Genomic DNA, 21434 nt, shown 5'->3' with positions numbered 1-21434 from the left:
CAGTACCGGCCTCATCGCGAGCAGGCTCGCTCCCACAGGAATCACACAAAACCTGTGGGAGCGAGCCTGCTCGCGAAGGCCGCGACGCGGTCTGGCTGGATTATGCCTGCCCTACATGCGCTGCCGCCAACAGCTCCTTGGTGTACGGGTGTTGCGGCGCATCGAATAGATCATGGCTGGCGCCGCTTTCCACCACCTTGCCATCCTTGACCACGATCATGTCGTGCGCCAGGGCGCGAACCACCGCCAGGTCATGGCTGATAAACAGATAGGTCAGGCCATGCTTTTCCTGAAGCTGACGGAGCAGGGCGACGACCTGTTTTTGCACGGTACGGTCCAGCGCCGAGGTCGGTTCGTCCAGAAGAATCAGCGCCGGCTTCAACACCAGTGCCCGGGCAATCGCAATGCGCTGGCGCTGGCCGCCGGAAAACTCGTGGGGGTAGCGATGACGGCTTTGCGGGTCGATACCAACTTCCTGTAATGCCCGAATCACCTCGGCGTTGCATTCTTCGTCGCTCAACTGGCTATGCACCTCCAGGCCTTCGCAAATGATCTGTGCCACTGACATCCGCGGGCTGAGGCTGCCGTAGGGATCCTGGAACACCACCTGCATTTTTTTGCGCCACGGCCGTAACTGCTTCTGCGACAAACCGTCCAGCGCCTCACCCTGGAAACGAATGCTGCCTTCAGAGTCCAGCAGGCGCAGGATCGCCTGGCCAAGCGTGGACTTGCCGGAACCTGACTCGCCGACGATGCCCAAGGTTTTGCCGCGCTGGATATTCAGGCTGATGCCATCGACAGCCTTGAAGTAAGTCTTGCGCCGAAACAGACTGCCGCCCACGGGAAATTGCACGCGCAGGTCGTCCACTTCCAGGACGTTCTCGCGTTCGTCACGGGGCAGGGCCTCACCCTCTGGCTCGGCATTGAGCAGCACGCAGCTGTAGGGGTGTTTGGGTTCGGTAAAGAGGGTCTCGCAGGTGGCTTGCTCGACAATCTCGCCGGCCTTCATCACACACACGCGCTGGGCAATGCTGCGCACCAGGTTGAGGTCATGGCTGATCAGCAGCAGCGACATGCCGAGCCGCCGTTGCAACGATTTGAGCAACAACAGAATCTTGCGCTGTACGGTGACGTCAAGGGCGGTGGTGGGTTCGTCGGCGATCAACAAATCCGGTTCGCAAGCCAGGGCCATGGCGATCATCACCCGCTGACGCTGGCCGCCGGACAGTTGATGGGGATAGGCCTTGAGCCGTTCCTGGGGTTTCTGTATGCCCACCAGGTGCAGCAATTCCAGAATCCGTGCCTGTGCGGCTTTGCCAGCCATGCCTTTGTGCACGAGCAAGGTTTCGCCAATCTGCTTTTCGATGCTGTGCAGCGGATTGAGGGAGGTCATCGGCTCCTGGAAAATCATCGCAATGCGGTTGCCGCGCAATTCGCGCAATTTCCTGGCGTCCGCGCCCACCAGTTCCTGACCTCGATAACGGATACTGCCGGTGGTTTCAGTGCCGCATTCGGGCAGCAATTGCAGGATCGAGTGAGCGGTCACCGATTTGCCCGAGCCCGACTCGCCCACCAACGCCAGGCATTCGCCCGGGTGGATGTCCAGGCACAGGTTACGCACGACCGTCTGGCCGTTGAAGGACACGCTGAGGTCACGGATTTCGATCAGGTTGGTCATATCAACAGTCCGCCTCAAGACCTCGGATCAAAGGCGTCGCGCAAGGCTTCACCAATGAACACGAGTAAAGAAAGAATCAGCGCCAGGGTAAAAAACGCCGTCAGCCCAAGCCATGGCGCCTGAAGGTTTTGCTTGCCTTGACCGATCAACTCGCCCAGGGACGCGCTGCCGGCCGGCATGCCGAAGCCAAGGAAATCCAGCGCCGTGAGCGTCGAGATGGCGCCGGTGAGAATAAACGGCAGATAGCTCAACGTCGCGTTCATGGCGTTGGGCAGAATGTGCCGCACGATCACCTTGCGATCGCTCAGGCCCAGTGCCCTGGCAGCCTTGACGTATTCCAGATTGCGTCCGCGCAGGAACTCGGCGCGCACCACATCCACAAGGGCCAGCCAGGAAAACAGCGCCATGATCCCCAACAGCCACCAGAAATTGGGCTCGACAAACCCCGACAGAATAATCAGCAAGTACAGCACCGGCAGACCGGACCAGACTTCCAGCAACCGTTGGCCAAGCAAATCGACCCAGCCACCGTAATAGCCTTGCAGGGCACCGGCGGCGATGCCGATCAGCGCGCTGACGAAGGTCAGCATCAGGGCAAACAGAATCGACACCCGTGCACCGAAAATCACCCGGGCCAGGACGTCCCGCGCCTGATCGTCGGTGCCCAGCCAGTTGACCTCCGACGGCGGACTCGGGGCAGGTTTGTTCAGGTCATAGTTTGGGGTGTCATCACTGAAGGGAATCGGCGGGAACAACAGCCAGCCGCCGTCTTTCTTGATCAGTTTCTGCACGTAGTCGCTGCGGTAGTCAGCCTGGAACGGCAGTTGTCCGCCAAATTCCTGCTCGGTGTAGCGCTTGAGGGCAGGGAAGTACAACGAACCTTGATAACTGACCACCAGAGGTTTGTCGTTGGCAATGAGTTCGCCCCCCAGGGTCAGCAGGAACAAGCCGATAAACAACCACAGCGACCACCAGCCACGGCGGTTTTTCTTGAAGCGTTCGAAACGACGTCGGCCTAACGGCGAGAGCTTGAACATCAGGCGTTCCTCGCGGCGAAATCGATACGCGGGTCGACCAGGGTGTAGCACAGGTCGCCCACCAGTTTTATCAGCAGGCCGAACAGGGTGAAGATGAACAGCGAACCGAACACCACGGGATAGTCCCGCGACACTGCCGCTTCGTAGCTCATGCGGCCCAGGCCATCAAGAGAGAAGATGACTTCGATCAGCAGTGAGCCGGCAAAAAACACGCTGATGAAGGCCTGGGGAATCCCGGACACCACCAGCAACATGGCATTGCGAAACACGTGTCCGTACAGCACCCGGCGTTCGCTCAGGCCTTTGGCGCGGGCGGTGACCACGTACTGACGGGTGATTTCATTGAGGAACGAGTTTTTCGTCAGGATGGTCAGGGTCGCGAAGCCGCCGATCACCAGCGCGGACACCGGCAACACCAGGTGCCAGAAATAATCGGCGATCTTGCCCACGGTCGACAGCGATTCGAAGTTGTCCGACACCAGTCCGCGTACCGGGAACCAGTTCAGCGAAGTACCCCCGGCAAACACCACGATCAGGAACATGGCAAAGAGGAACGCCGGCATTGCGTAACCGATGATGATCGCCGTGCTGCTCCAGATGTCGAAAAGGCTGCCGTGGCGCACAGCCTTGCGGATGCCCAGCGGAATCGATACCAGATAAGTGATCAGCGTAGCCCAGAGGCCCAGGGAGATGGTCACCGGCATTTTCTGCAGGATCAGGTCGGTGACCGTGGCGCCGCGGAAAAAGCTCTTGCCGAAATCCAGTTGAGCGTAACTGGTCAGCATCAGCCACAGGCGCTCGTGCGCGGGCTTGTCGAAACCGTACTGTTTTTCGATGTCCTTGATCAGTTGCGGATCGAGGCCACGGCTAGCCCGGGAACTGGTCATGGTCTCGCTAGAACCACCGCCGACACTGGCGCCGCCGATGCCTTGCAAGTGCGCGATCGCCTGTTCAACCGGCCCGCCCGGCGCGGCCTGGACGATCACGAAGTTGACCAGAAGAATGATCACCAGCGTCGGAATGATCAGCAGCAGACGCCGAAGAATATAGCCCCACATCAATGCGGTCCTCCGGGTGTGCCACGGCGGATGCGCTCGGCGGTCATTTCCTGATTGGTCAGCGGCGTGCTGCTCATCTCCCACCAACTCTCGATGGCTTCGTCATTGCTGGCCTGCACGTTCGGTATGCCGAAACGGTTCCACCACACGGTGGACGTTCCTGGCGGGTAGTAGTTGGGAATCCAGTAGTAGTTCCATTGCAGCACTCGGTCCAGCGCATGGGCATAACGCAGCATCTCGGCCTGGGTATTTGCGCGGACCAGCCCGGTGAGCAGCGTATCGACCGCCGGGTTCTTCAACACCATGTAGTTGTTGGAGCCGGAATCGGTGGCCGCGGCCGAACCGAAATAGTTGAACAGCTCGCCGCCCGGGGAAGTCGTGACCGGGTAGCCCGTGACAATCATGTCGTAATCACGGCTCATCAGGCGGTTGACGTACTGCGAGGAGTCAATGCGCCGGATGTTGAGGTCGATGCCGATTTGCTTGAGGGTGCGTTTGTAGGGCAGCAGCAAACGATCCAGGCCATTCTGGCTGATCAGGAACGTAAAGCTGAGCGGCTCGCCGTCGGCGTTGACCAGTTGATCGCCTTTTGGCGTCCAGCCGGCCTGTTCCAGCAGCGCCAGGGCTTGCAACTGTTTGTCGCGAATAATGCCGCTGCCATCGGTTTTCGGTGCCTGGAACACCTGGGTGAACACTTCATCCGGGATCTGCCCGCGCAACGGCTCGAGAATCGCCAGCTCGCCAGCGTCCGGCAGCTGTCGGGCGGCGAGTTCGGTGTTGGAGAAAAAGCTCTGCTGGCGGATGTACATGTTGCGCATCATCTGCCGATTGCTCCATTCGAAATCCCACAGCATCACCAGCGCCTGACGCACCCTGCGGTCCTGAAACATCGGCTTTTGCAGGTTGAACACAAAACCTTGGGACGGCTGTGGCGCTTCGACGGCGAGGTGGGCCTTTTGCAGTCGACCATCGCTCAGGGCCGGGCTTTCGTAACCGATGGAGTAGCCGGTGGCGGAAAATTCGCGGTTATAGTCATAGGCGCCACCGCGCAACACCTGACGGGCAACGTCGGTATCGCCGAAGTATTCGATGCTGAAGTGATCGAAGTTGTACAGGCCACGGCTTACCGGCAGGTCCTTGCCCCACCAGTCGGCATTGCGCTCGAAAGTGATACTGCGTCCGGAGTCGACTTTTCCCACTTTATAAGGGCCGCTGCCCAGCGGCGGCTCGTACCCGCCGCCGCCGGCGAAGTCGCGGGTTTTCCACCAGTGCTCGGGGAACACCGGCAAGGTGGCGATATCCAGTGGCAAGGTGCGGTTTTCGTTGTTCTTGAAGTCGAAGCGCACGGACAGTGGCGACTCCACTTCGACGCCTTTGACGTCAGCGAATTGCGTGCGATAACGCAGGCTGCCCTGGGTCATCAACAAGTTGAAGGTGTAGCGCACGTCCTCGGCGGTGATCGGCTTGCCATCGGCAAAACGCGCCTTGGGGTTGAGATAGAAACGCAGCGACAGCCCGTCATCGGAGCGCTCCATCTTCTGCGCCACCAGGCCATACACGGTATAAGGCTCGTCCAGCGAGCGCTGGGCCAAGGGCGAGTACAGCATTCCGTCGATCTGCGAGACGCCGATGCCCTTGTCGATGTACGGCAAGACATGGTCGAAATGCCCGATCTCGATTGCCGAGCGACGCATCGTCCCGCCTTTGGGCGCTTGCGGGTTGGTGTAGGCAAAGTGACTGAAACCGGCAGGGTACTTGGCCGGTTCGCCGTAGACGGTTAACGCATGTTGCGGTGCGGCGTTCACACCAGCGGCGCCCATCAGCAGGGCCACGGCAGTGAATAACAAAGTTGGGAAAGCCAGTCGCATTGTCAGCCTTAGAGCCGGGTGGTCGTTAACGACAATTTGTACGCTAGCGGCGCGTCCCTCGCCAGCCGTATTGCGTATCTGAAGCACAACGGCCCACCTAAAGGCGGGCCGTCGCATACGGACATCAGGCGTCGATCAGTCCTGACGGCTGGTCACTTCCAGCAGGTGATAACCGAACTGGGTCTTGACCGGGCCTTGCACGACATTGATCGGTGCGCTGAAGACGACGGTGTCGAATTCCTTGACCATCTGGCCAGGACCGAACGAACCCAGGTCGCCGCCCTGACGGCTGGAGGGGCAGGTGGAGTTAGCCTTGGCGACTTCGGCGAAATCCGCACCAGCCTCGATTTGGGCTTTGAGTTCGTTGCACTTGTCTTCGCTGGCAACAAGGATGTGGCGGGCAGTGGCTTTAGCCATGGGGAAATACTCCTTTCAATATTCGGTAAAGTGGTGAGCCTACCGGATTCAGTGAGCGATTTCTTCTCAAAGTTCCGCTGTATGCGGCCTGGAGCGCCAGCGCTCTTTACAGACCGGCCTTTTTGAGGCGGGCGGCGTGCTGCACGTAGAGGTCAATCGGGTCGATGGTTTTGCTGATCATGCCGGCTGATGGGCTGATGACCGCCAGATGATCCAGTGGATAGTCAGACCGGATGACCGTGCCCAGATGCGAGCTGTAGCGGCCCACCATGCCGTCATTTTGCTCGGCTTCTGTAATGAAGTATCGGGAAAGCGAACGAAGGAAACCGTGAACAGGACCCAGGGCATTCATGCCTTCATTCAGGACACTGTCCGGCAGGATGCCGCTCCAGGAGTAGTACCGCACGCCATTGACCAACTCCCGGCCCTTGCCGCCCCAGGTTTTTGGCAAGCCTTGAGGGTATTTGTCATTGAATTCGCCCACACCTTCGGTGGTCAGGGCATTCAACGCGGCGACGGCGCTCTGCGGCAGGCGATGGTGACCGCTGAGCAACGACAGGAAGTCTGCGAACAAGGTCGCGACCGTTTCCGCAATCTGTTCTGGCAAGCGTCCAGGTTCAAGGGCCTTGCACAGAAAATCTGCCAGCTCCGAGCCGTGGTTCGGGCCGCTGACTGAGGTCACCGAAGCAACCGACTGTGGGGCAACCGCCGCCACGTAACGGGCAGCGAGTGCACCCTGACTGTGTCCGATCAGGTTGACTTTGGCTGTGCCTGTGCCATCCAGCACCCGTTGAATCTGCGCCAGCAGTTGTTCGCCCCGTGCCTCGTTGCTGTGGGTGGCCGATAAATGAGGCACGAAAACCCGCACACCAGCGTTTCTGAGGGCCTGTTTCACGTCGTGGAAGAGCTCAAACGTACCGATCCGGTCAAAGCCGAACAGGCCATGGACCAGCAGAACTGGATACTGGGTGTTTGCATTCCGTTGCATGGTATTTACCTTTTTCAGTGGATTGAGGGGGTGCGATGCGCCTCACTCTAAAGCACTAAGACGGGCGCGCGGTGTATGAAAAAACCGCTGTAAGTTGATGAAAACGTAATAGAAGCCGTAAGAAAGCTCGGACATGTACGAAGCCTTGATCGGAATCTCCAGACATCCATTCAGCGAGTCCTGAGCTTGCGTGAACAACGACCTACTTCACGCGTGTCGTTTTTCCTCTTCATGCAACGTGGATCTCCGGCATCGCAACGGGCGGGCATCGGGTCCAATAGGTTTCGTTCGTTGCCTGACCCTCAAGGCAGCACTGTTTCCAAGGACCGGAGCCATTCAATGACCACTCATGAAGCAAGCATTGCCCCGCAACTGTTACCGCCACCGCTGCTGGAACCGGCGGAAAACGCCGTGCTGGACCCCTCGGAAAGAAGGGTCGTCATCAGGGTCCGTCCCTATCCGGGCATGGCCTGTGGCGACAAACTGTTGTTGCATTGGGAGGGACTGGACGTCGAAGGTCTCCTTTACCGGCATCAAGTGACTCGCTTTGTCAGCGAAGAGCAGGTCGGGCTCGACACTGTATTTGTGGTGCCGGCCACTCACATTGCCGCACTCGATGGTGGTTCGCTGGAGGTGTTCTACACATTGCAAAGTGTCCTGCGGGCGGTCCCGGCGCATTCAGCGCGATTGCAGTTGAGCGTTGGAGATGTGAGTCCGGACTTGCTGCCGGCCATTGCCGCCGATGCAGTGGGCGGGACGATTGACCCGGACCGCGTACCTGAAGGCTCGCTTGTCACGATCAGGCCCTATGCGCGGATGGCCGAGGGAGACCAGATCCTGTTGGCGTGGGCGGGTATTTCTTCGCAAGCGAGCTTCAGCGATACGCTGAAAGTAGAGGTGTTTGCCGTGGGCAGTGAACTGTCCTTCTGGATCAGTCCGGACTGCATCGCCCCCAACCTTGGGTCAAATGTCACCCTCAGTTACTGCGTCCAGCAAGCGGGTCAGGCCCCTCGATACTCTGAGCCGGTGCAATTGCTGATCGGGCCGTTGTCGCGCGAGCCCCTGTTGCCACCATTGATTCTGGAGGCTGATGAGGGCCGGCTGGACCTGCAGGATGCGATGGATGGCATCACCGTCGTGATCAACGGCGCGCGGGCCGAAGAGGGCGAGTTGGTGTACCTGAAGTGCGATGGCGACTATTTCAATCATCGCGATGACCGCGAGATAACCAGGGAAATCGCCGGCGAGCCACTGGTGTTCATCGTTCCCTACAGGTTTTGGCGAGAGCATCGGGACACGACGATTCGGGTCGCCTACTCAGTAGAGCGTCTTGACGATGTCAGTCAGGCGTCAGATGAGGTGTTGGTCCAGGTGCAGTCCTGAAACTGCCGCCCACCCACCAGTCGCGACGCGAGGACTGGTGGGCGGGTGATGGGCATGCTTATCGTGCTATTCGCTGTGCACGGAGGCGATCAGATGCCTGGCGCAACAATGCTTCCGTCCCATTCCACCCCAGGCAACCATCGGTAACCGACACACCATATTTCAACGACGCACTCAGCGGCTGGCAACCCTCGAACAAATGACTTTCGATCATCATGCCGATCAGCGAACGATCACCCTGCAGGCGTTGTTCAAGCACGTCATTGAACACCGCCGGCTGACGCAACGGATCCTTGCCGCTGTTGGCGTGGCTGCAATCGACCATGATGCGCGCAGGAATCTTCAGCTTGGTCAAGTCGTTATGCACCTTGGCAACGCTGGCACGGTCGTAGTTCGGACCCTGATGGCCGCCACGCAATACCAGGTGGGTATCGGCGTTGCCCGGGGTCTGGATGATTGCCGGATGCCCCTGACTGTCGACACCGAAGTGGCGATGCGGGTGGGCGGCCGAGCGCATGGCGTCACTGGCCACGGCTACACCACCATCGGTGCCGTTCTTGAAGCCGACCGGCATGCTCAAGCCACTGGCCATCTCCCGATGGATTTGCGACTCCGTGGTGCGGGCGCCGATGGCAACCCAACTGAGCAGGTCATCGAAGTAGCCGGCCGCCATGGGTTGCAACAGTTCGGTCGCCACCGGCAATCCCAGCTGTAGCATTTCGCGCATCAGTTCGCGAGACAGTGTCAGCCCGGCGGCCATGTCGTCGCTGCCGTCGAGGTGCGGATCGTAAGCGAGGCCCTTCCAGCCGACGGTGGTGCGGGGTTTTTCGACATAGGCGCGCATGACCAGCAGCATGTCGTCACTGACGTCGGCGGCCAGACGGGCGAGGTTACCAGCGTATTCGAGCGCAGATTGTGGGTCGTGAATCGAGCAAGGGCCAACAATGACCAGCAAGCGAGAGTCTTCACCATTGAGAATCGCGCGGACCGCCTGGCGGTGGGCAGCGACTTGTTGGGTCAGGGCGTGGGTGAGAGGCAGTTGCTGTTTGAGTTGCAATGAGCTGGGCAGGCGCAGGGTCAGCGCTTCATTGGCTGGGCTCAGGGTGGACAGTGGCAGAGCAGAGACGGACGAGTTCATATTCAGGCTTCCTGGGCAGGCGGCGGGTTCGTTCCCGCGCGCTCGGCCCTAGTGGGGTGTTCGACAATTGGCCGGATTGGCTGCGTGTATGTGCTTGCCACCTGTAGGTGACCGATCGGAGGCGGCAGGCTGTCCCGAGCGGAGGGTGGTAAATCGCCAGGCGGTAGAAATGTCGTAACGGTAATAGGTGGCGTAGTTCATGTCGTGAATCCTCGAATTGTCTGGTGTGTCGCTAAAGGTGTCTGGGGCTATTTGCTTCAGTGCAGAAAAACAAAACCCCCGGTCGGGAGGCCGGCCGGGGGTTGAGAATTCTCTGGTGGCGCCCCGTCTAAAGTGGGCGCCGTTTGGGTATCAGGCGCGCCAGTGGCTAAACCAATACCCAAAATAAAAGCTGACCGGAGCGAGAACGTCGTTCACCCGGGCAGCCGCAACCGAGCGCAGGGCGCTGGAGGTTGAATGCTGCGAGAGGGCTTTGAACATGGTCTGTCTCCGATGGATGCGCCGAGCTTACTAGAGGCCGGTGCGAGGATTCAATCAGAAAATGCTATTGCTCATCGAGGGCGCTTTCTATCGGTTGAGCGGCCCGAAGGTTGTGACACACTTCACGCTCTTTCAAAACAACAGCATCAACCGGACGAACAAGACGCCATGATCCAGATTGCACGCCAACCTACTGACGACCTCGCGGTGGCTCGATGAAGTTCGAATGGCAAGCAGCGACCGATGATGATCTCGAATTCGCGCGAAACCTGACTTGCAGCAATATGTTGCGCTACTACATCCAGCACGATCTGTTGTGGCAGGACGAAGCATTCGATGTGGCTTGGGCGGGGCGAGACAACCGATTGATCGTGAGCGGCGATGTGCGACTCGGATACGTCAGCCTGAGTGGTGACGCCAGGGCCTTGTACATTCGCGAATTACAGATTGGCGAAGCATTTCGGGGGCAGGGGGCGGGATCCTGGGTGATTGATCAGGTTTTTGCCCTGGCCATTGCGCAGCGACGTCCTGCTTTACGGTTGACAGTGTTTGAAAATAATCCCGCGCGGGCGATGTATGAAAGAAAGGGACTGCAGGTGGTGGGTGTGGACGAGTGTTTCCTGCTGATGCAGCGTGACGTCACGGTCTCGTATCGCTGAAACACGCACGCCACAAGCCTTTCAAGATGAATTGATACTTTTTATATGCTGCTTTCCGCTAGGTCTGCCAGTTGCTTTTTGCTAAGGTGTCGCCAACCCAATAAGACCATATCGCGAGGTGTCTGCTTGATTAGGGTGCTAGTAGTCGATGACCATGATCTCGTTCGTACAGGCATTACACGAATGCTGGCTGACATCGATGGCCTGCAAGTGGTCGGCCAGGCTGAATCAGGCGAGGAATCCCTGCTCAAGGCGCGTGAGCTCAAGCCCGACGTGGTGTTGATGGATGTCAAAATGCCTGGCATCGGTGGTCTTGAAGCCACTCGCAAGCTTTTGCGCAGCCACCCGGACATCAAAGTCGTCGCAGTCACCGTATGCGAGGAAGACCCGTTTCCAACACGGCTGTTGCAAGCGGGTGCGGCAGGCTATCTGACCAAGGGCGCGGGTTTGCCGGAGATGGTCCAGGCCATCCGCCTGGTCTTTGCCGGTCAACGCTACATCAGCCCGCAAATTGCCCAGCAGTTGGCAATCAAGTCTTTCCAGCCGACCAATGATTCGCCGTTCGATGCCTTGTCCGAGCGGGAGATCCAGATCGCCTTGATGATCGTCGGGTGCCAGAAAGTACAAATCATTTCCGACAAGTTGTGCCTGTCGCCGAAAACCGTTAATACCTACCGTTACCGCATCTTCGAAAAGCTTTCGATCAGCAGTGATGTCGAGTTGACGCTGTTGGCGGTCCGTCACGGCATGGTCGATGCCAGTCTCTAAAGAAAATGACCGAATCCTTTGATCCAGGCGCCTTCCTGTCAACCGTCAGTGGGCGTCCGGGTGTGTATCGCATGTTCGACAGCGAGGCGCGCCTGCTCTACGTCGGCAAGGCCAAGAACCTCAAAAATCGGCTGTCGAGTTACTTCCGGAAAACCGGCCTCGCGCCGAAAACCGCAGCGCTGGTGGCGCGTATCGCCCAGGTCGAAACGACCATCACCGCCAACGAAACCGAAGCCCTGTTGCTCGAGCAAACGCTGATCAAGGAATGGCGCCCGCCCTACAACATCCTGCTGCGTGACGACAAATCCTACCCTTACGTTTTCCTCTCGGACGGCCAGTTTCCGCGCCTGAGCATCCATCGCGGCGCTAAAAAGGCCAAGGGCAAGTATTTCGGTCCATACCCCAGCGCAGGGGCTATTCGCGAAAGTCTCAGCCTGCTGCAGAAGGCGTTTTTCGTTCGTCAGTGCGAAGACAGCTACTACAAAAATCGCACGCGTCCTTGCCTGCAATACCAGATCAAGCGCTGCAAGGCGCCTTGTGTCGGTCTGGTGGAGCCCGAGGTGTATGCCGAAGATGTGCGGCACTCGGTGATGTTCCTCGAAGGCCGCAGTAATGCGCTGGCCGATGAGTTGTCCGCCGGCATGGAAGAGGCGGCCATCAATCTCGAGTTCGAGCGCGCCGCCGAGTTGCGCGACCAGATCTCGCTGCTGCGCCGGGTACAGGACCAGCAGAGCATGGAAGGCGGAACCGGTGATGTCGACGTGATCGCGGCTTTCGTCAATCCGGGCGGTGCCTGTGTCCACTTGATCAGCGTGCGTGGCGGGCGGGTGTTGGGGAGCAAGAACTTCTTCCCGCAAGTCGGTATAGAAGAAGACGTGTCCGAGGTCATGGCGGCATTTCTTGGCCAGTACTTCATCAGCAGTCCTGAGCGCGACTTGCCGAGCGAATTGATCGTCAACGTGGTTCACGAAGACTTTCCGACACTGATTGCAGCCATTGAAGAGTTGCGCGGTCGCGAGCTGACTATCAGCCACCGGGTGCGTGGCACGCGAGCACGCTGGCAGCAACTGGCGGTGACCAATGCCGAGCAGGCCCTCGGCGCACGCCTTGCAAACCGTCAGCACATTACGGCGCGTTTCGATGCGCTGGCAGAAGTGCTGAAGCTGGACGAGCCGCCGCAGCGCCTCGAGTGCTACGACATCAGCCACTCCAGTGGCGAAGCAACGGTGGCGTCGTGCGTGGTGTTCGGTCCTGAAGGGCCCATCAAGGCGGACTACCGTCGCTACAACATTGAAGGCGTTACCGCCGGCGATGATTACGCGGCGATGCATCAGGCATTGACCCGGCGCTTCAGCAAATTGAAGGACGGGGAGGGCAAACTGCCGGATATCCTGCTGGTGGACGGCGGCAAAGGGCAGCTGTCCATGGCGCGTGACGTGCTCAATGAGCTGGCGGTGCCTGATCTGATCCTGCTGGGTGTCGCCAAGGGTGCAACGCGCAAGGCCGGGTTCGAAACGCTCTACCTGAACGACGCCGCCCACGAATTTACCCTGCGCGGTGATTCGCCCGCCTTGCATTTGATCCAGCAAATTCGTGACGAAGCTCACCGCTTCGCCATCACCGGACACCGCGCCAGACGTGGCAAAACCCGCCGAACGTCTACGCTCGAAGGCGTTGCCGGGGTAGGGCCGACACGCCGTCGCGACTTATTGAAACATTTTGGTGGATTGCAGGAGCTGTCTCGTGCCAGCATCGAAGAGATCGCCAAAGCTCCCGGGATCAGTAAAAAGCTCGCTGAGTTGATTTATGCAAATCTGCACAGCGAGTAGAATGCCCCCTCACCTCGTAGCCAGTTGTGCCGATGAATATCCCTAATCTGATTACCGTTCTACGCGTCCTGCTCATACCGATCTTCATTTTGCTGTTTTATCTGCCGTACCATTGGAGCTACCTGGCGTCCGCGTCGGTCTTCGCATTTGCCGCCGCCACAGACTGGCTGGACGGGTATCTGGCCCGCCGCCTGGAGCAAAGCACGCCATTCGGTGCTTTCCTGGATCCTGTTGCAGACAAACTGATGGTTGCCGTTGCCCTGGTGCTACTGGTGCAAGAGCATGGCAATCTTTGGCTCACGCTGCCGGCTGCGGTCATCATCGGTCGCGAGATCGTTGTCTCGGCCCTGCGCGAGTGGATGGCAGAACTCGGCGCCCGTGCCCACGTGGCCGTATCGAACCTGGGTAAATGGAAAACCGCCGCGCAAATGCTCGCGCTGGTGATTCTGCTGGCCAATCCGTCCAACTTCAGTTTCTGGGTACTGCTGGGTTACACCCTGTTGATGGTCTCTGCCGGTCTGACTTTGTGGTCCATGGTCCAGTACCTGCGGGCTGCTTGGCCGCACCTGAAGACCGACGTTGAAAAGAAATAAAACTTTTTTGAATCAAGGGGTTGACGGGGCTTCTGGATTCTATAGAATGCGCCACACCAAGACGCGGGAATAGCTCAGTTGGTAGAGCACGACCTTGCCAAGGTCGGGGTCGCGAGTTCGAGTCTCGTTTCCCGCTCCAAGTTTGTACGCATTTGATGTCGCGCTACTGACAGCAAATGTTTTGAGGCCGAGTAGCAAAATGGTTATGCAGCGGATTGCAAATCCGCCTACGCCGGTTCGATTCCGACCTCGGCCTCCACTATAAACAACCCCGTAGATCGATGATCTACGGGGTTTTTTATTGGGCAGCGTTTAAGCCTGGTGCGTTGCGCCGATTGCGACTTCGGTGACCACTGTAGAGAAGCTCTGTAGATCCATGATTTACGAAGCTTTTTTATTTTTCGCGCCAGCAAGAATTAGTCTCGAAAAATACCAATGTGTCCTTGCTTCACCGGGAAGGGATGTATATATTTCCACCCTCTGATTCACCGCGCTACCGCCCGAATGGCGAAACTGGTAGACGCATGGGACTTAAAATCCCCCGCTCGTAAGGGCGTGCCGGTTCGATTCCGGCTTCGGGCACCATGAATATCAAGGGCTTGCATGGCATACCTCATGCAAGCCCTTATTTCTTTTTCCGCAATCAAAAAAATCTTTTCCGCAATTCGTGACCGTCAGTCACTTCGTAGGGGTAACCTTCACCCTTTTGCATTCGGATGTACTGTTCTGTCATCCCGACAGTTGTATGTCCGAGCTGGTCCCGAGCTTCCGGATACAGCCTGTTGACTCCTCCTTATCTGTCGCCGCTTTCGCTCTTAGGTCGCGCATCTGAAATTCTGCTTTTGGAATCCCGGCTGCTTCCCTGGCGTCATCGAACCTTTTTCTGAGCGTGCTGGTCGTCTTTGGCTGCCCAGAGTCGATTACTACCAGGCGTGTTGATCTGGTTTTCTGTCCGGCCTTTCGCGCCATGATTCGATCGATTACGACTTTGAGCTTACCAATGGTTTCAGTCTGGCCGGCGTAGTCGACGAAAAGCTTATCGCCAGCACGATGCTCCTGGCGCATGACCACATCGACCTTACCGGCCCAGCGCCGGTAGTGCTCACAGAACCAGCTGTATTGGAAACCTTGCGGGTGGCTGAGCCGATATTCTTGCCAGAGCAGAGCCAGGGTAACGCCGGGGCGGCGCAACTCGGCGTGAGCCCACGCCCAATCAGGCATCGGTCGTTGCTCGCTGGGGACGGTCGCTACCAACGGAAAAAGACGCCGGTTCAATTCGGCGTCGGATAGGTTAATGGGCCAAGACAAACCGCTTGCGGCAAAGCGACTGAGATAATCTCCGACGCTCGAATGTCCGATAACGAGACTGCGGGCGATTTTACGCACGGACAGGCCGCCGTCGAATCTTAAACGCAGTACCTCTCGTATTTTTCGCATGGATAAACGCTCCAAGACGACCTCCTTGCTTCGAAAAAAGAGGTCGATGGTAGTGAAGTTAGTCCTGCGTTGCTGCCTGCCTAAAAGTGTCCGGATAGTCGTGGAATCAATGTCCGGATGTGCGTGGAATGGGTGTCCGAATGAGCGTGGAATACGCAGGGTGCTGCATTGCCAGCATTTTCACAGGAGTGACCTACACGAAATTGTACGTAGTAGCTCCCGCTGCTCTGAGAGCCAGACCTCCGCTATTTTCGAGGCTGTAGATGGACATTTCTCGCTTGAATGAGCTCTTTTTCGAGCACAATTATGTAGCTTCGATGATATCGAAATGATGGATTTCAAAAGTAACCGTCCGGCCAACTCACCTTCCTGACCCCGAAGCCAAAGGCTACAAATGGAGTCCACCTAATTTGAAGTGGACACCATTTGTAGCCTTTAAAGCGGTTCTTTCCATACAGCCACAACGCCGTTCCTATTACAAATCCCTCTAGGCCCTGGTCGTGCAGGATTGTGCCCAGCACGGCGCTTCGATTGCCAACGTCGCGCAGCACCATAGCCTTGACGCGAACCTCGGCCATAAATGGATTCGTGCACCCGACCGGCTAATAACTTCAGTTGATCGCGGTACACTGGTTGCCGTTGCCCCACCGACCAGATGTCCACTCAAGTTAGATGAGGAGGTACAGGGATGCGAACCATTGGGTTCATGGCAGTTGTGGCGCTCTTCGGTTTGACCTGCGTGGTTGCCCAAGGTGTAAACGAGGAACTCCAGCAAGCCAAGGAGGGCGACACGACCGACTTTGCCGACGGGTTTTCCGGTGGCCCCGATTATTGGGACGTCGCAAACCTTTCAAGCGGCGAAACTCTTAACGTGCGCAGCGAGCCAGGTGTTGGCAAGCAGATCGTCGGCGCGCTAGTGATTGGCGACCGGGTACGCAACCTGGGCTGCAAACCGGTTGGTTCCAGCCGTTGGTGCCAAATCGAGGCTGGCCTCAAACAGAAGTTCACTGGCTGGGTTAACGGCAAGTTTCTGCGCGAAGCCGCCGGCCCACCGTAAGGTGCCACCTCCAGCAGCGATGCCACGGGCTCGCTGCCTTGCGCGACAGCGCTCGGTCAGCCGAGCAGCGCTTCCTTTTTGCAAGACTCGTAGCCTTGGCGGCAATCCCGACGTGTGGATAGCGCTACCGACAGGCAAGGAACGCTACATCGAAGTAAGCGTCCGGCTAAGTCACGTTGACATCAGGTTGGAAGCGCGCGGACTTGATTCAGGCGTGCTTACTTAGCCACGCATAAATCAAAAAACACTAACCCGCAGCACCCTCGGTCATTAGCAAATGTTTGGCTTAAGAGCGCTCAGCTATCCGCGCTGGTGCACCGTTCAATCGACCGGTTCGAAATCCGGCAACTTGAATGTCTTGTTGTTCAGTGCCTCGGTGCCCCCATAGAAGCGCATGGCTGGTAACGGACGCTTCCCGGCAGTAGGTATCCAGTTACCTTCGAGTCCAGCAGGTGCTTTGGGGCCGATGTAGATGGGCGCGCGCCTTTGTATCCAGGAGGGGTAAACAGCATTTTGCCGCCTTTGCCTTTGTCTATTCCTGACGGCCCTACATCGGCGATGGTGAACTGTCAGGCATCCACCACTTGCCCGTACACGCTGCCTTCTTCACTGGCAGCGGGCAATTCCAGCACCACTGGGCCTGTTCGAAGGTCTGTGAATGCGGTGCGGCTCGATGTTCTTTTCCTCCACCATCCAGGCTCGCGTCAATTTTTCTCACCTTCAGACTTCGTTAAGAATTGCCTTTGATACTTCACCTCAATTGTCACGGGGAGGTATTTTGCAATGTCCGATTTCAACTGGAATATTCAGTTGCCGTTGCATTTCGGCCAAGCCGAAGCGCCGCCAATGCAATTCGTCAGAGCCTTGCAGGAGGACACGCTTCGGTCCACATTCGAAACCTTTATCCAGCAACGTTTTCGTAAGGCCCACGGTGCCGACATTCGCCATTTCATGCCGGAACTGTTTGGCATGAGCGATGTGCACGGGACGTTGTCTGCGGTGGTCGGCGTACGACTGGCAAGCGACGGCCCGCTGTTTCTGGAGGGGTACCTGGATGAACCGATTGAACCGCTGATCAGTGCTGCTGCAGGACAACCCGTCGCCCGCACGTCCGTCGTCGAAGTCGGCAATCTGGCGGCCAGCGACACCGGTAGCGCACGGTTGAGCATCATCGTGATGACCTATCTGCTGGCCATGGGGGGACTGGAATGGGTGGCCTTTACGGGAAGTCTTGGGTTGGTGAACAGTTTTCATCGCTTGGGATTGAAGCCAGTGACCCTGTGCGCTGCCGACCCGGCGCGCCTCGGCGAGGAGCGCCACGCCTGGGGCAGCTACTACGAAAGCAAGCCTTGGGTTCATGTTGGCAATATTCGCGCTGGATTCATTCATTTGCGCAACATCGGTTTATTCAGTCGCTTAGGCTTGCCGACCTCCATTGAGGGGGCTTGCCATGTCGCCTGAAATGCAGCGTTTCAATCTGACCCTGCGCACCCACGCTGAACGAAATGGCAGCGTCACCGCATTGTGGGGCGATCAGCTGAAACTGGACTACGCCACGCTCTATGCCGAGGTCAGCTATCGCCAGGAGCGCCTGCGCGATGAGCAGGTCAAGGTGATCGCACTGGCACTGGATAATGGCGTTGAGGCCATGCTGTGGGATCTGGCCGCACTGTTCGAAGGCCTCGTTTGCGTGACCTTGCCGCCTTTTTTCAGTCCGGCGCAACGCCGGCATTGCCTGGAGCAAAGCCACGCCGAACGCGTGATCGCCGAGCCGTGGCTGCACGACGAATTACAAGCAGCCGGGTATCAAGAGAGTGGCGAGTTCTGGTGTCGCACCTTTAGTGGTTCCAACGGCATGCCTGAAGGAACGGCCAAACTCACATTCACGTCGGGAACTACCGGCACCCCAAAAGGGGTGTGCTTGAGTGCCGAGACTATTTTGCGAGTAACCCGCGAGCTGGATCTGGCGAGCAAACCCACCGATCCGCAGCATCACTTGGCGCTGCTGCCGCTGGCCATCTTGCTGGAAAACATCGGCTGTTATGCCGCGTTGTACGCCGGTGCGACCTTGAGTCTGCCTGGACAGAAAGCCCTGGGCATCCAGGGTGCGAGCAGCGTGGATGTGGCTAAGTTGTTGGCATGCCTTGCCAGCCGGACGCCTCAGAGCCTGATTCTGGTGCCGCAGTTGCTGTTGATGCTGGTCAGCGCGGCCGAACAGAAAGCTTTCAACCCGCAGCACCTGCGTTTCGCTGCCGTCGGCGGCGCACGGGTTTCTGAAGATTTGCTGCACCGTGCCCAACGCACGGGATTGCCGGTCTATGAGGGTTATGGACTGTCGGAGTGCGCCTCGGTGGTGTGCCTTAATCGCCCGGGTGCGCGCCGTCCGGGCAGCGTTGGAAAACCGCTGCCCCATGTCCAGCTTCGACTGGCAAACGACGGCGAAGTACTGATCAAGGGCTCAGCCTTGCTGGGCTATCAGGGAGAAGCTCCGCGCAGCACCGAGTGGTGGCCCAGTGGAGATCTCGGCGAGTTCGATGCCGAGGGTTTTCTCTACCTCAAGGGCCGCAAAAAGCATCAGTTCGTGACCAGTTTCGGGCGCAACGTCAACCCCGAGTGGGTGGAAGCCGAATTGACCCAGCGTGGACCTGTTGCTCAGGCGTTCGTCTATGGCGAAGCCATGCCTAACAACCATGCGCTGCTCTGGCCACATCATCCGGACTGTACCGACGAGCAACTGGCCGCCGCCGTGGCCCAGGCCAACAAAGCGCTGCCCGAGTACGCCCAGGTCGGGCGATGGACCCGGCTTACTCAACCTTTTACTCCCGACAACGGTTTGCTCACCGCCAATGGCCGGCCTCGCCGTGATGCCATCGTCGATCGCTACCGGGAAGTATTGACCGAATCTGCCTTTTCCGAGGAATCCGCACTATGAGTTTTTTTGACACGCTGCAAGAAGCCACGCAACACGAGCGCACGGAGTTGTTTAACTTGCCGATCATTCGTGATGCTCTGGAGGGCAGGGTCAGCCTGGTAAGTTACCGGGCCTTTCTGACCCAAGCTTATTACCATGTGCGCCATACCGTGCCATTGATGATGGCTTGTGGCGCGCGCTTGCCATTGCGCCTGGAATGGTTGCGCAAGGCGGTCTGCGAATACATCGAGGACGAGTATGGTCACGAACAGTGGATACTCAATGACATAGAAGTTTGCGGGGGCGATAGGGGCGCCGTAACGGACGGACAGCCGTCCTTGCCGATCGAGTTGATGGTCAGCTTCCTCTACGACCAGATCGCCAGGGACAACCCTGTGGCACTGTTCGGCATGGTCAACGTTCTCGAAGGCACCAGCATCGCCTTGGCCACCCATGCCGCCGACAGTATTCGCGAGCGTCTGGCTCTGCCGGAAAGCGCCTTCAGCTACCTCAGTTCACACGGGTCGCTGGATATTGAGCACATGCAGACTTACCGCCGATTGATGAACAAGCTGGAAGACCCTGCCGACCAGGCTGCCGTCATTCACGCGTCCAAAGTCGTGTACAGGCTCTACACCGATATGTTCCGTGGCTTGCCGCGTGACGGGGAGAACCTGCATGCGCCTTTCTGAAGCTCGCGTCGTATTGACGGGTGCAAGTGGCGGTATCGGCCTGGCCATCGCCACGGCGCTGTGCGCCAGTGGTGCCCGGGTATTGGCGGTCGCTCGACATCGGGAGCCGTTGTTGCCATTGCTTGAGCGTTATCCTCGTAACCTGTTCTGGATCGGTGCAGACCTGACGTCCCAGTCAGACCGACGAGATGTTTTGGCAGAGGCAGAAAGCATTGGCGGCATCAACCTGGTGATCAACGCTGCCGGGGTCAATCACTTTGCCATGCTGGAACAGCTCGAAGACAGTGAGATCAACGCGATGCTGGCGGTAAACATCAGTGCGCCGATCTGCCTGACAAGGTTGCTGTTACCGCTGCTTAAACAGGCCGACTCAGCGATGGTGGTGAACGTCGGTTCAACCTACGGCTCCATTGGCTACCCTGGCTACGCCACTTACTGCGCGACAAAATTTGCCTTGCGCGGGTTCTCCGAAGCGCTGCGTCGAGAGCTGGCGGACACCCGGGTCAGCGTGCTCTACATGGCCCCGCGCGCCACCCGCACCAGCATGAACAGCCCGGCAGCCCAAGCGCTAAACGATGCGCTCAAGACCAATGTCGACGATCCGCAGACCGTGGCGGCCGCGGTGATACACGCGATAGCCGGTGACCGACGCGATTTGTACCTGGGGTGGCCGGAACGTTTTTTTGTCCGCCTTAACAGCCTGCTACCGCATTTGGTGGACCGTGGCCTGCGTAAGCAATTGCCGTTGATACGTCGCTTGAGTCAGAAACCCGATCAGGAGCATCTCAAACCATGAAGAAAATCATCGCCTGTCTGCTGTTCGGCGCATTGAGCCAGAGTGTCTGGGCACTGGATGCCGCTGACCAGCAACGCCTTAGCGGCATTCAACAAAGTTGGGCGCACATCCAGTACGAGTTGCCGGAAAGTCAACGAACCGCAGCGTTCGAAAAGCTCGCCGCCCAAGCTTCAAGCTTCACACAGGAACGCCAGACCGTGGCTGAAGCCTGGATCTGGTCGGGCATTGTCACCAGTAGCTGGGCGGGCGCCCAGGGAGGCTTGGGGGCGTTGAGCAAGGTCAAGGACGCGAAAGTCGACCTGGAAAAGGCCTTGGCTCTGGACCCGAAGGCGCTGCAAGGCTCGGCCTATACCAGCCTTGGCGCGCTTTATGATCGGGTGCCCGGCTGGCCCATCGGTTTCGGGGATTCGGACAAGGCCGAACAGTTGCTCAAAACAGCTTTGCAACTCAATCCGAATGGCATCGACAGCCTGTACTTCTGGGGCGATCACCTCTACCGTCAAAAGCGATACAGTGAAGCTAAAGCGGCACTGCAAAAAGCCCTGATGGCCGCGCCGCGCCCCGGTCGAGAAACCGCTGACGCCGGGCGCCGTAAAGAGATCGAAATGCTGTTGGTGGACGTGAACAAGAAACTTGGCTGACAGG

At 58.3% G+C, this 21434-nt stretch carries 20 protein-coding genes, 3 tRNA genes and 2 pseudogenes; 14 read left to right on the top strand and 11 right to left on the bottom strand.

The features are described 5' to 3' along the window. Positions 1-100 precede the first annotated feature (100 nt). From BVK86_RS01525 to BVK86_RS01500, 6 genes are all read right to left on the bottom strand, one after another. Positions 101-1678 (bottom strand): ABC transporter ATP-binding protein, encoded by a 1578-nt coding sequence (locus BVK86_RS01525; RefSeq protein WP_075944723.1) that lies wholly within the window; start codon positions 1676-1678, stop codon positions 101-103. Between the two features lie 14 nt (positions 1679-1692). Beyond that, positions 1693-2715 carry an ABC transporter permease gene (locus tag BVK86_RS01520; protein WP_075944722.1) on the bottom strand — a complete coding sequence of 341 codons (1023 nt, stop codon included), beginning with the start codon at positions 2713-2715 and terminating at the stop codon, positions 1693-1695. Further along, complete coding sequence (locus tag BVK86_RS01515; RefSeq protein WP_075944721.1) at positions 2715-3773, bottom strand: microcin C ABC transporter permease YejB; 1059 nt, start codon at positions 3771-3773, stop codon at positions 2715-2717. The genes BVK86_RS01520 and BVK86_RS01515 overlap by 1 nt, the downstream gene beginning before the upstream one ends. Next, positions 3773-5641 carry an extracellular solute-binding protein gene (locus BVK86_RS01510; RefSeq protein ID WP_075944720.1) on the bottom strand — a complete coding sequence of 623 codons (1869 nt, stop codon included), beginning with the start codon at positions 5639-5641 and terminating at the stop codon, positions 3773-3775. Before BVK86_RS01510 ends, BVK86_RS01515 begins: the two co-directional genes overlap by 1 nt. A 135-nt stretch (positions 5642-5776) precedes the next feature. Beyond that, positions 5777-6058 (bottom strand): peptidylprolyl isomerase, encoded by a 282-nt coding sequence (locus tag BVK86_RS01505; RefSeq protein ID WP_008029538.1) that lies wholly within the window; start codon positions 6056-6058, stop codon positions 5777-5779. A 106-nt stretch (positions 6059-6164) separates the two neighbouring features. Beyond that, a complete protein-coding gene (locus BVK86_RS01500) occupies positions 6165-7046 on the bottom strand; it encodes an esterase/lipase family protein (RefSeq protein WP_075944719.1) in 882 nt (293 codons plus the stop codon). 339 nt (positions 7047-7385) lie between these two features. Here BVK86_RS01500 and BVK86_RS01495 point away from each other — a divergent pair, with 339 nt between their 5' ends. Then, positions 7386-8429 carry a hypothetical protein gene (locus BVK86_RS01495; protein WP_075944718.1) on the top strand — a complete coding sequence of 348 codons (1044 nt, stop codon included), beginning with the start codon at positions 7386-7388 and terminating at the stop codon, positions 8427-8429. A gap of 58 nt (positions 8430-8487) precedes the next feature. Here BVK86_RS01495 and BVK86_RS01490 read toward each other — a convergent pair whose 3' ends face one another. Beyond that, a complete protein-coding gene (locus BVK86_RS01490; RefSeq protein ID WP_075944717.1) occupies positions 8488-9567 on the bottom strand; it encodes a 3-deoxy-7-phosphoheptulonate synthase in 1080 nt (359 codons plus the stop codon). A gap of 351 nt (positions 9568-9918) precedes the next feature. Next, entirely contained in the window at positions 9919-10047 is a 129-nt protein-coding gene (locus BVK86_RS30310; RefSeq protein ID WP_269458093.1) for a hypothetical protein, read from the bottom strand. 215 nt (positions 10048-10262) lie between these two features. Between BVK86_RS30310 and BVK86_RS01485 the strand changes: the two genes are divergently transcribed. The 7 genes from BVK86_RS01485 (at position 10263) to BVK86_RS01455 (ending at position 14481) form a co-directional block, all read left to right on the top strand. Further along, positions 10263-10706, top strand: a complete 444-nt coding sequence (locus tag BVK86_RS01485) for a GNAT family N-acetyltransferase (RefSeq protein WP_075944716.1) — start codon at positions 10263-10265, stop codon at positions 10704-10706. Between the two features lie 126 nt (positions 10707-10832). Beyond that, complete coding sequence (gene gacA / locus BVK86_RS01480; protein WP_008015884.1) at positions 10833-11474, top strand: response regulator transcription factor GacA; 642 nt, start codon at positions 10833-10835, stop codon at positions 11472-11474. A 5-nt stretch (positions 11475-11479) separates the two neighbouring features. Next, a complete protein-coding gene (gene uvrC, locus BVK86_RS01475) occupies positions 11480-13303 on the top strand; it encodes an excinuclease ABC subunit UvrC (RefSeq protein WP_075944715.1) in 1824 nt (607 codons plus the stop codon). Between the two features lie 32 nt (positions 13304-13335). After that, entirely contained in the window at positions 13336-13896 is a 561-nt protein-coding gene (gene pgsA / locus BVK86_RS01470) for a CDP-diacylglycerol--glycerol-3-phosphate 3-phosphatidyltransferase (protein WP_075944714.1), read from the top strand. Between the two features lie 63 nt (positions 13897-13959). Continuing rightward, positions 13960-14035 (top strand) — tRNA-Gly (locus tag BVK86_RS01465). A 46-nt stretch (positions 14036-14081) separates the two neighbouring features. After that, positions 14082-14155 (top strand) — tRNA-Cys (locus tag BVK86_RS01460). A gap of 239 nt (positions 14156-14394) precedes the next feature. Continuing rightward, positions 14395-14481: transfer RNA gene (locus BVK86_RS01455), tRNA-Leu, on the top strand. A gap of 93 nt (positions 14482-14574) precedes the next feature. Here BVK86_RS01455 and BVK86_RS01450 read toward each other — a convergent pair. The 3 genes and pseudogenes from BVK86_RS01450 to BVK86_RS01440 all read right to left on the bottom strand — a co-directional run. Further along, a pseudogene (locus BVK86_RS01450) lies at positions 14575-14904 on the bottom strand (tyrosine-type recombinase/integrase); the annotation flags it as partial. After that, a pseudogene (locus BVK86_RS01445) lies at positions 14905-15333 on the bottom strand (IS21 family transposase); the annotation flags it as partial. A gap of 338 nt (positions 15334-15671) precedes the next feature. Then, on the bottom strand, positions 15672-15911 hold the full coding sequence (locus BVK86_RS01440; RefSeq protein ID WP_075944713.1) for a hypothetical protein: 240 nt from the start codon (positions 15909-15911) through the stop codon (positions 15672-15674). A 110-nt stretch (positions 15912-16021) separates the two neighbouring features. Here BVK86_RS01440 and BVK86_RS01435 point away from each other — a divergent pair, with 110 nt between their 5' ends. The 6 genes from BVK86_RS01435 (at position 16022) to BVK86_RS01405 (ending at position 21430) form a co-directional block, all read left to right on the top strand. Next, the gene (locus BVK86_RS01435; RefSeq protein ID WP_075944712.1) at positions 16022-16390 is read left to right on the top strand and encodes an SH3 domain-containing protein; all 369 of its coding nucleotides are present in this window, start codon (positions 16022-16024) and stop codon (positions 16388-16390) included. A gap of 783 nt (positions 16391-17173) precedes the next feature. Next, positions 17174-17851, top strand: a complete 678-nt coding sequence (locus BVK86_RS01425; protein ID WP_075944711.1) for a thermostable hemolysin — start codon at positions 17174-17176, stop codon at positions 17849-17851. Then, a complete protein-coding gene (locus BVK86_RS01420) occupies positions 17841-19322 on the top strand; it encodes an AMP-binding protein (RefSeq protein WP_075944710.1) in 1482 nt (493 codons plus the stop codon). Before BVK86_RS01425 ends, BVK86_RS01420 begins: the two co-directional genes overlap by 11 nt. Beyond that, on the top strand, positions 19319-19993 hold the full coding sequence (locus BVK86_RS01415) for an iron-containing redox enzyme family protein (protein WP_075944709.1): 675 nt from the start codon (positions 19319-19321) through the stop codon (positions 19991-19993). Before BVK86_RS01420 ends, BVK86_RS01415 begins: the two co-directional genes overlap by 4 nt. Further along, positions 19980-20789 (top strand): SDR family oxidoreductase, encoded by an 810-nt coding sequence (locus BVK86_RS01410; RefSeq protein ID WP_075944708.1) that lies wholly within the window; start codon positions 19980-19982, stop codon positions 20787-20789. Before BVK86_RS01415 ends, BVK86_RS01410 begins: the two co-directional genes overlap by 14 nt. Beyond that, on the top strand, positions 20786-21430 hold the full coding sequence (locus tag BVK86_RS01405) for a tetratricopeptide repeat protein (protein WP_075944707.1): 645 nt from the start codon (positions 20786-20788) through the stop codon (positions 21428-21430). Before BVK86_RS01410 ends, BVK86_RS01405 begins: the two co-directional genes overlap by 4 nt. Positions 21431-21434: the final 4 nt, after the last annotated feature.

The organism is Pseudomonas reinekei (genome assembly GCF_001945365.1).
In the GTDB taxonomy this organism is placed as follows: Bacteria; Pseudomonadota; Gammaproteobacteria; order Pseudomonadales; family Pseudomonadaceae; genus Aquipseudomonas; species Aquipseudomonas reinekei.
This window is presented reverse-complemented; position numbering and strand designations above follow the sequence as displayed.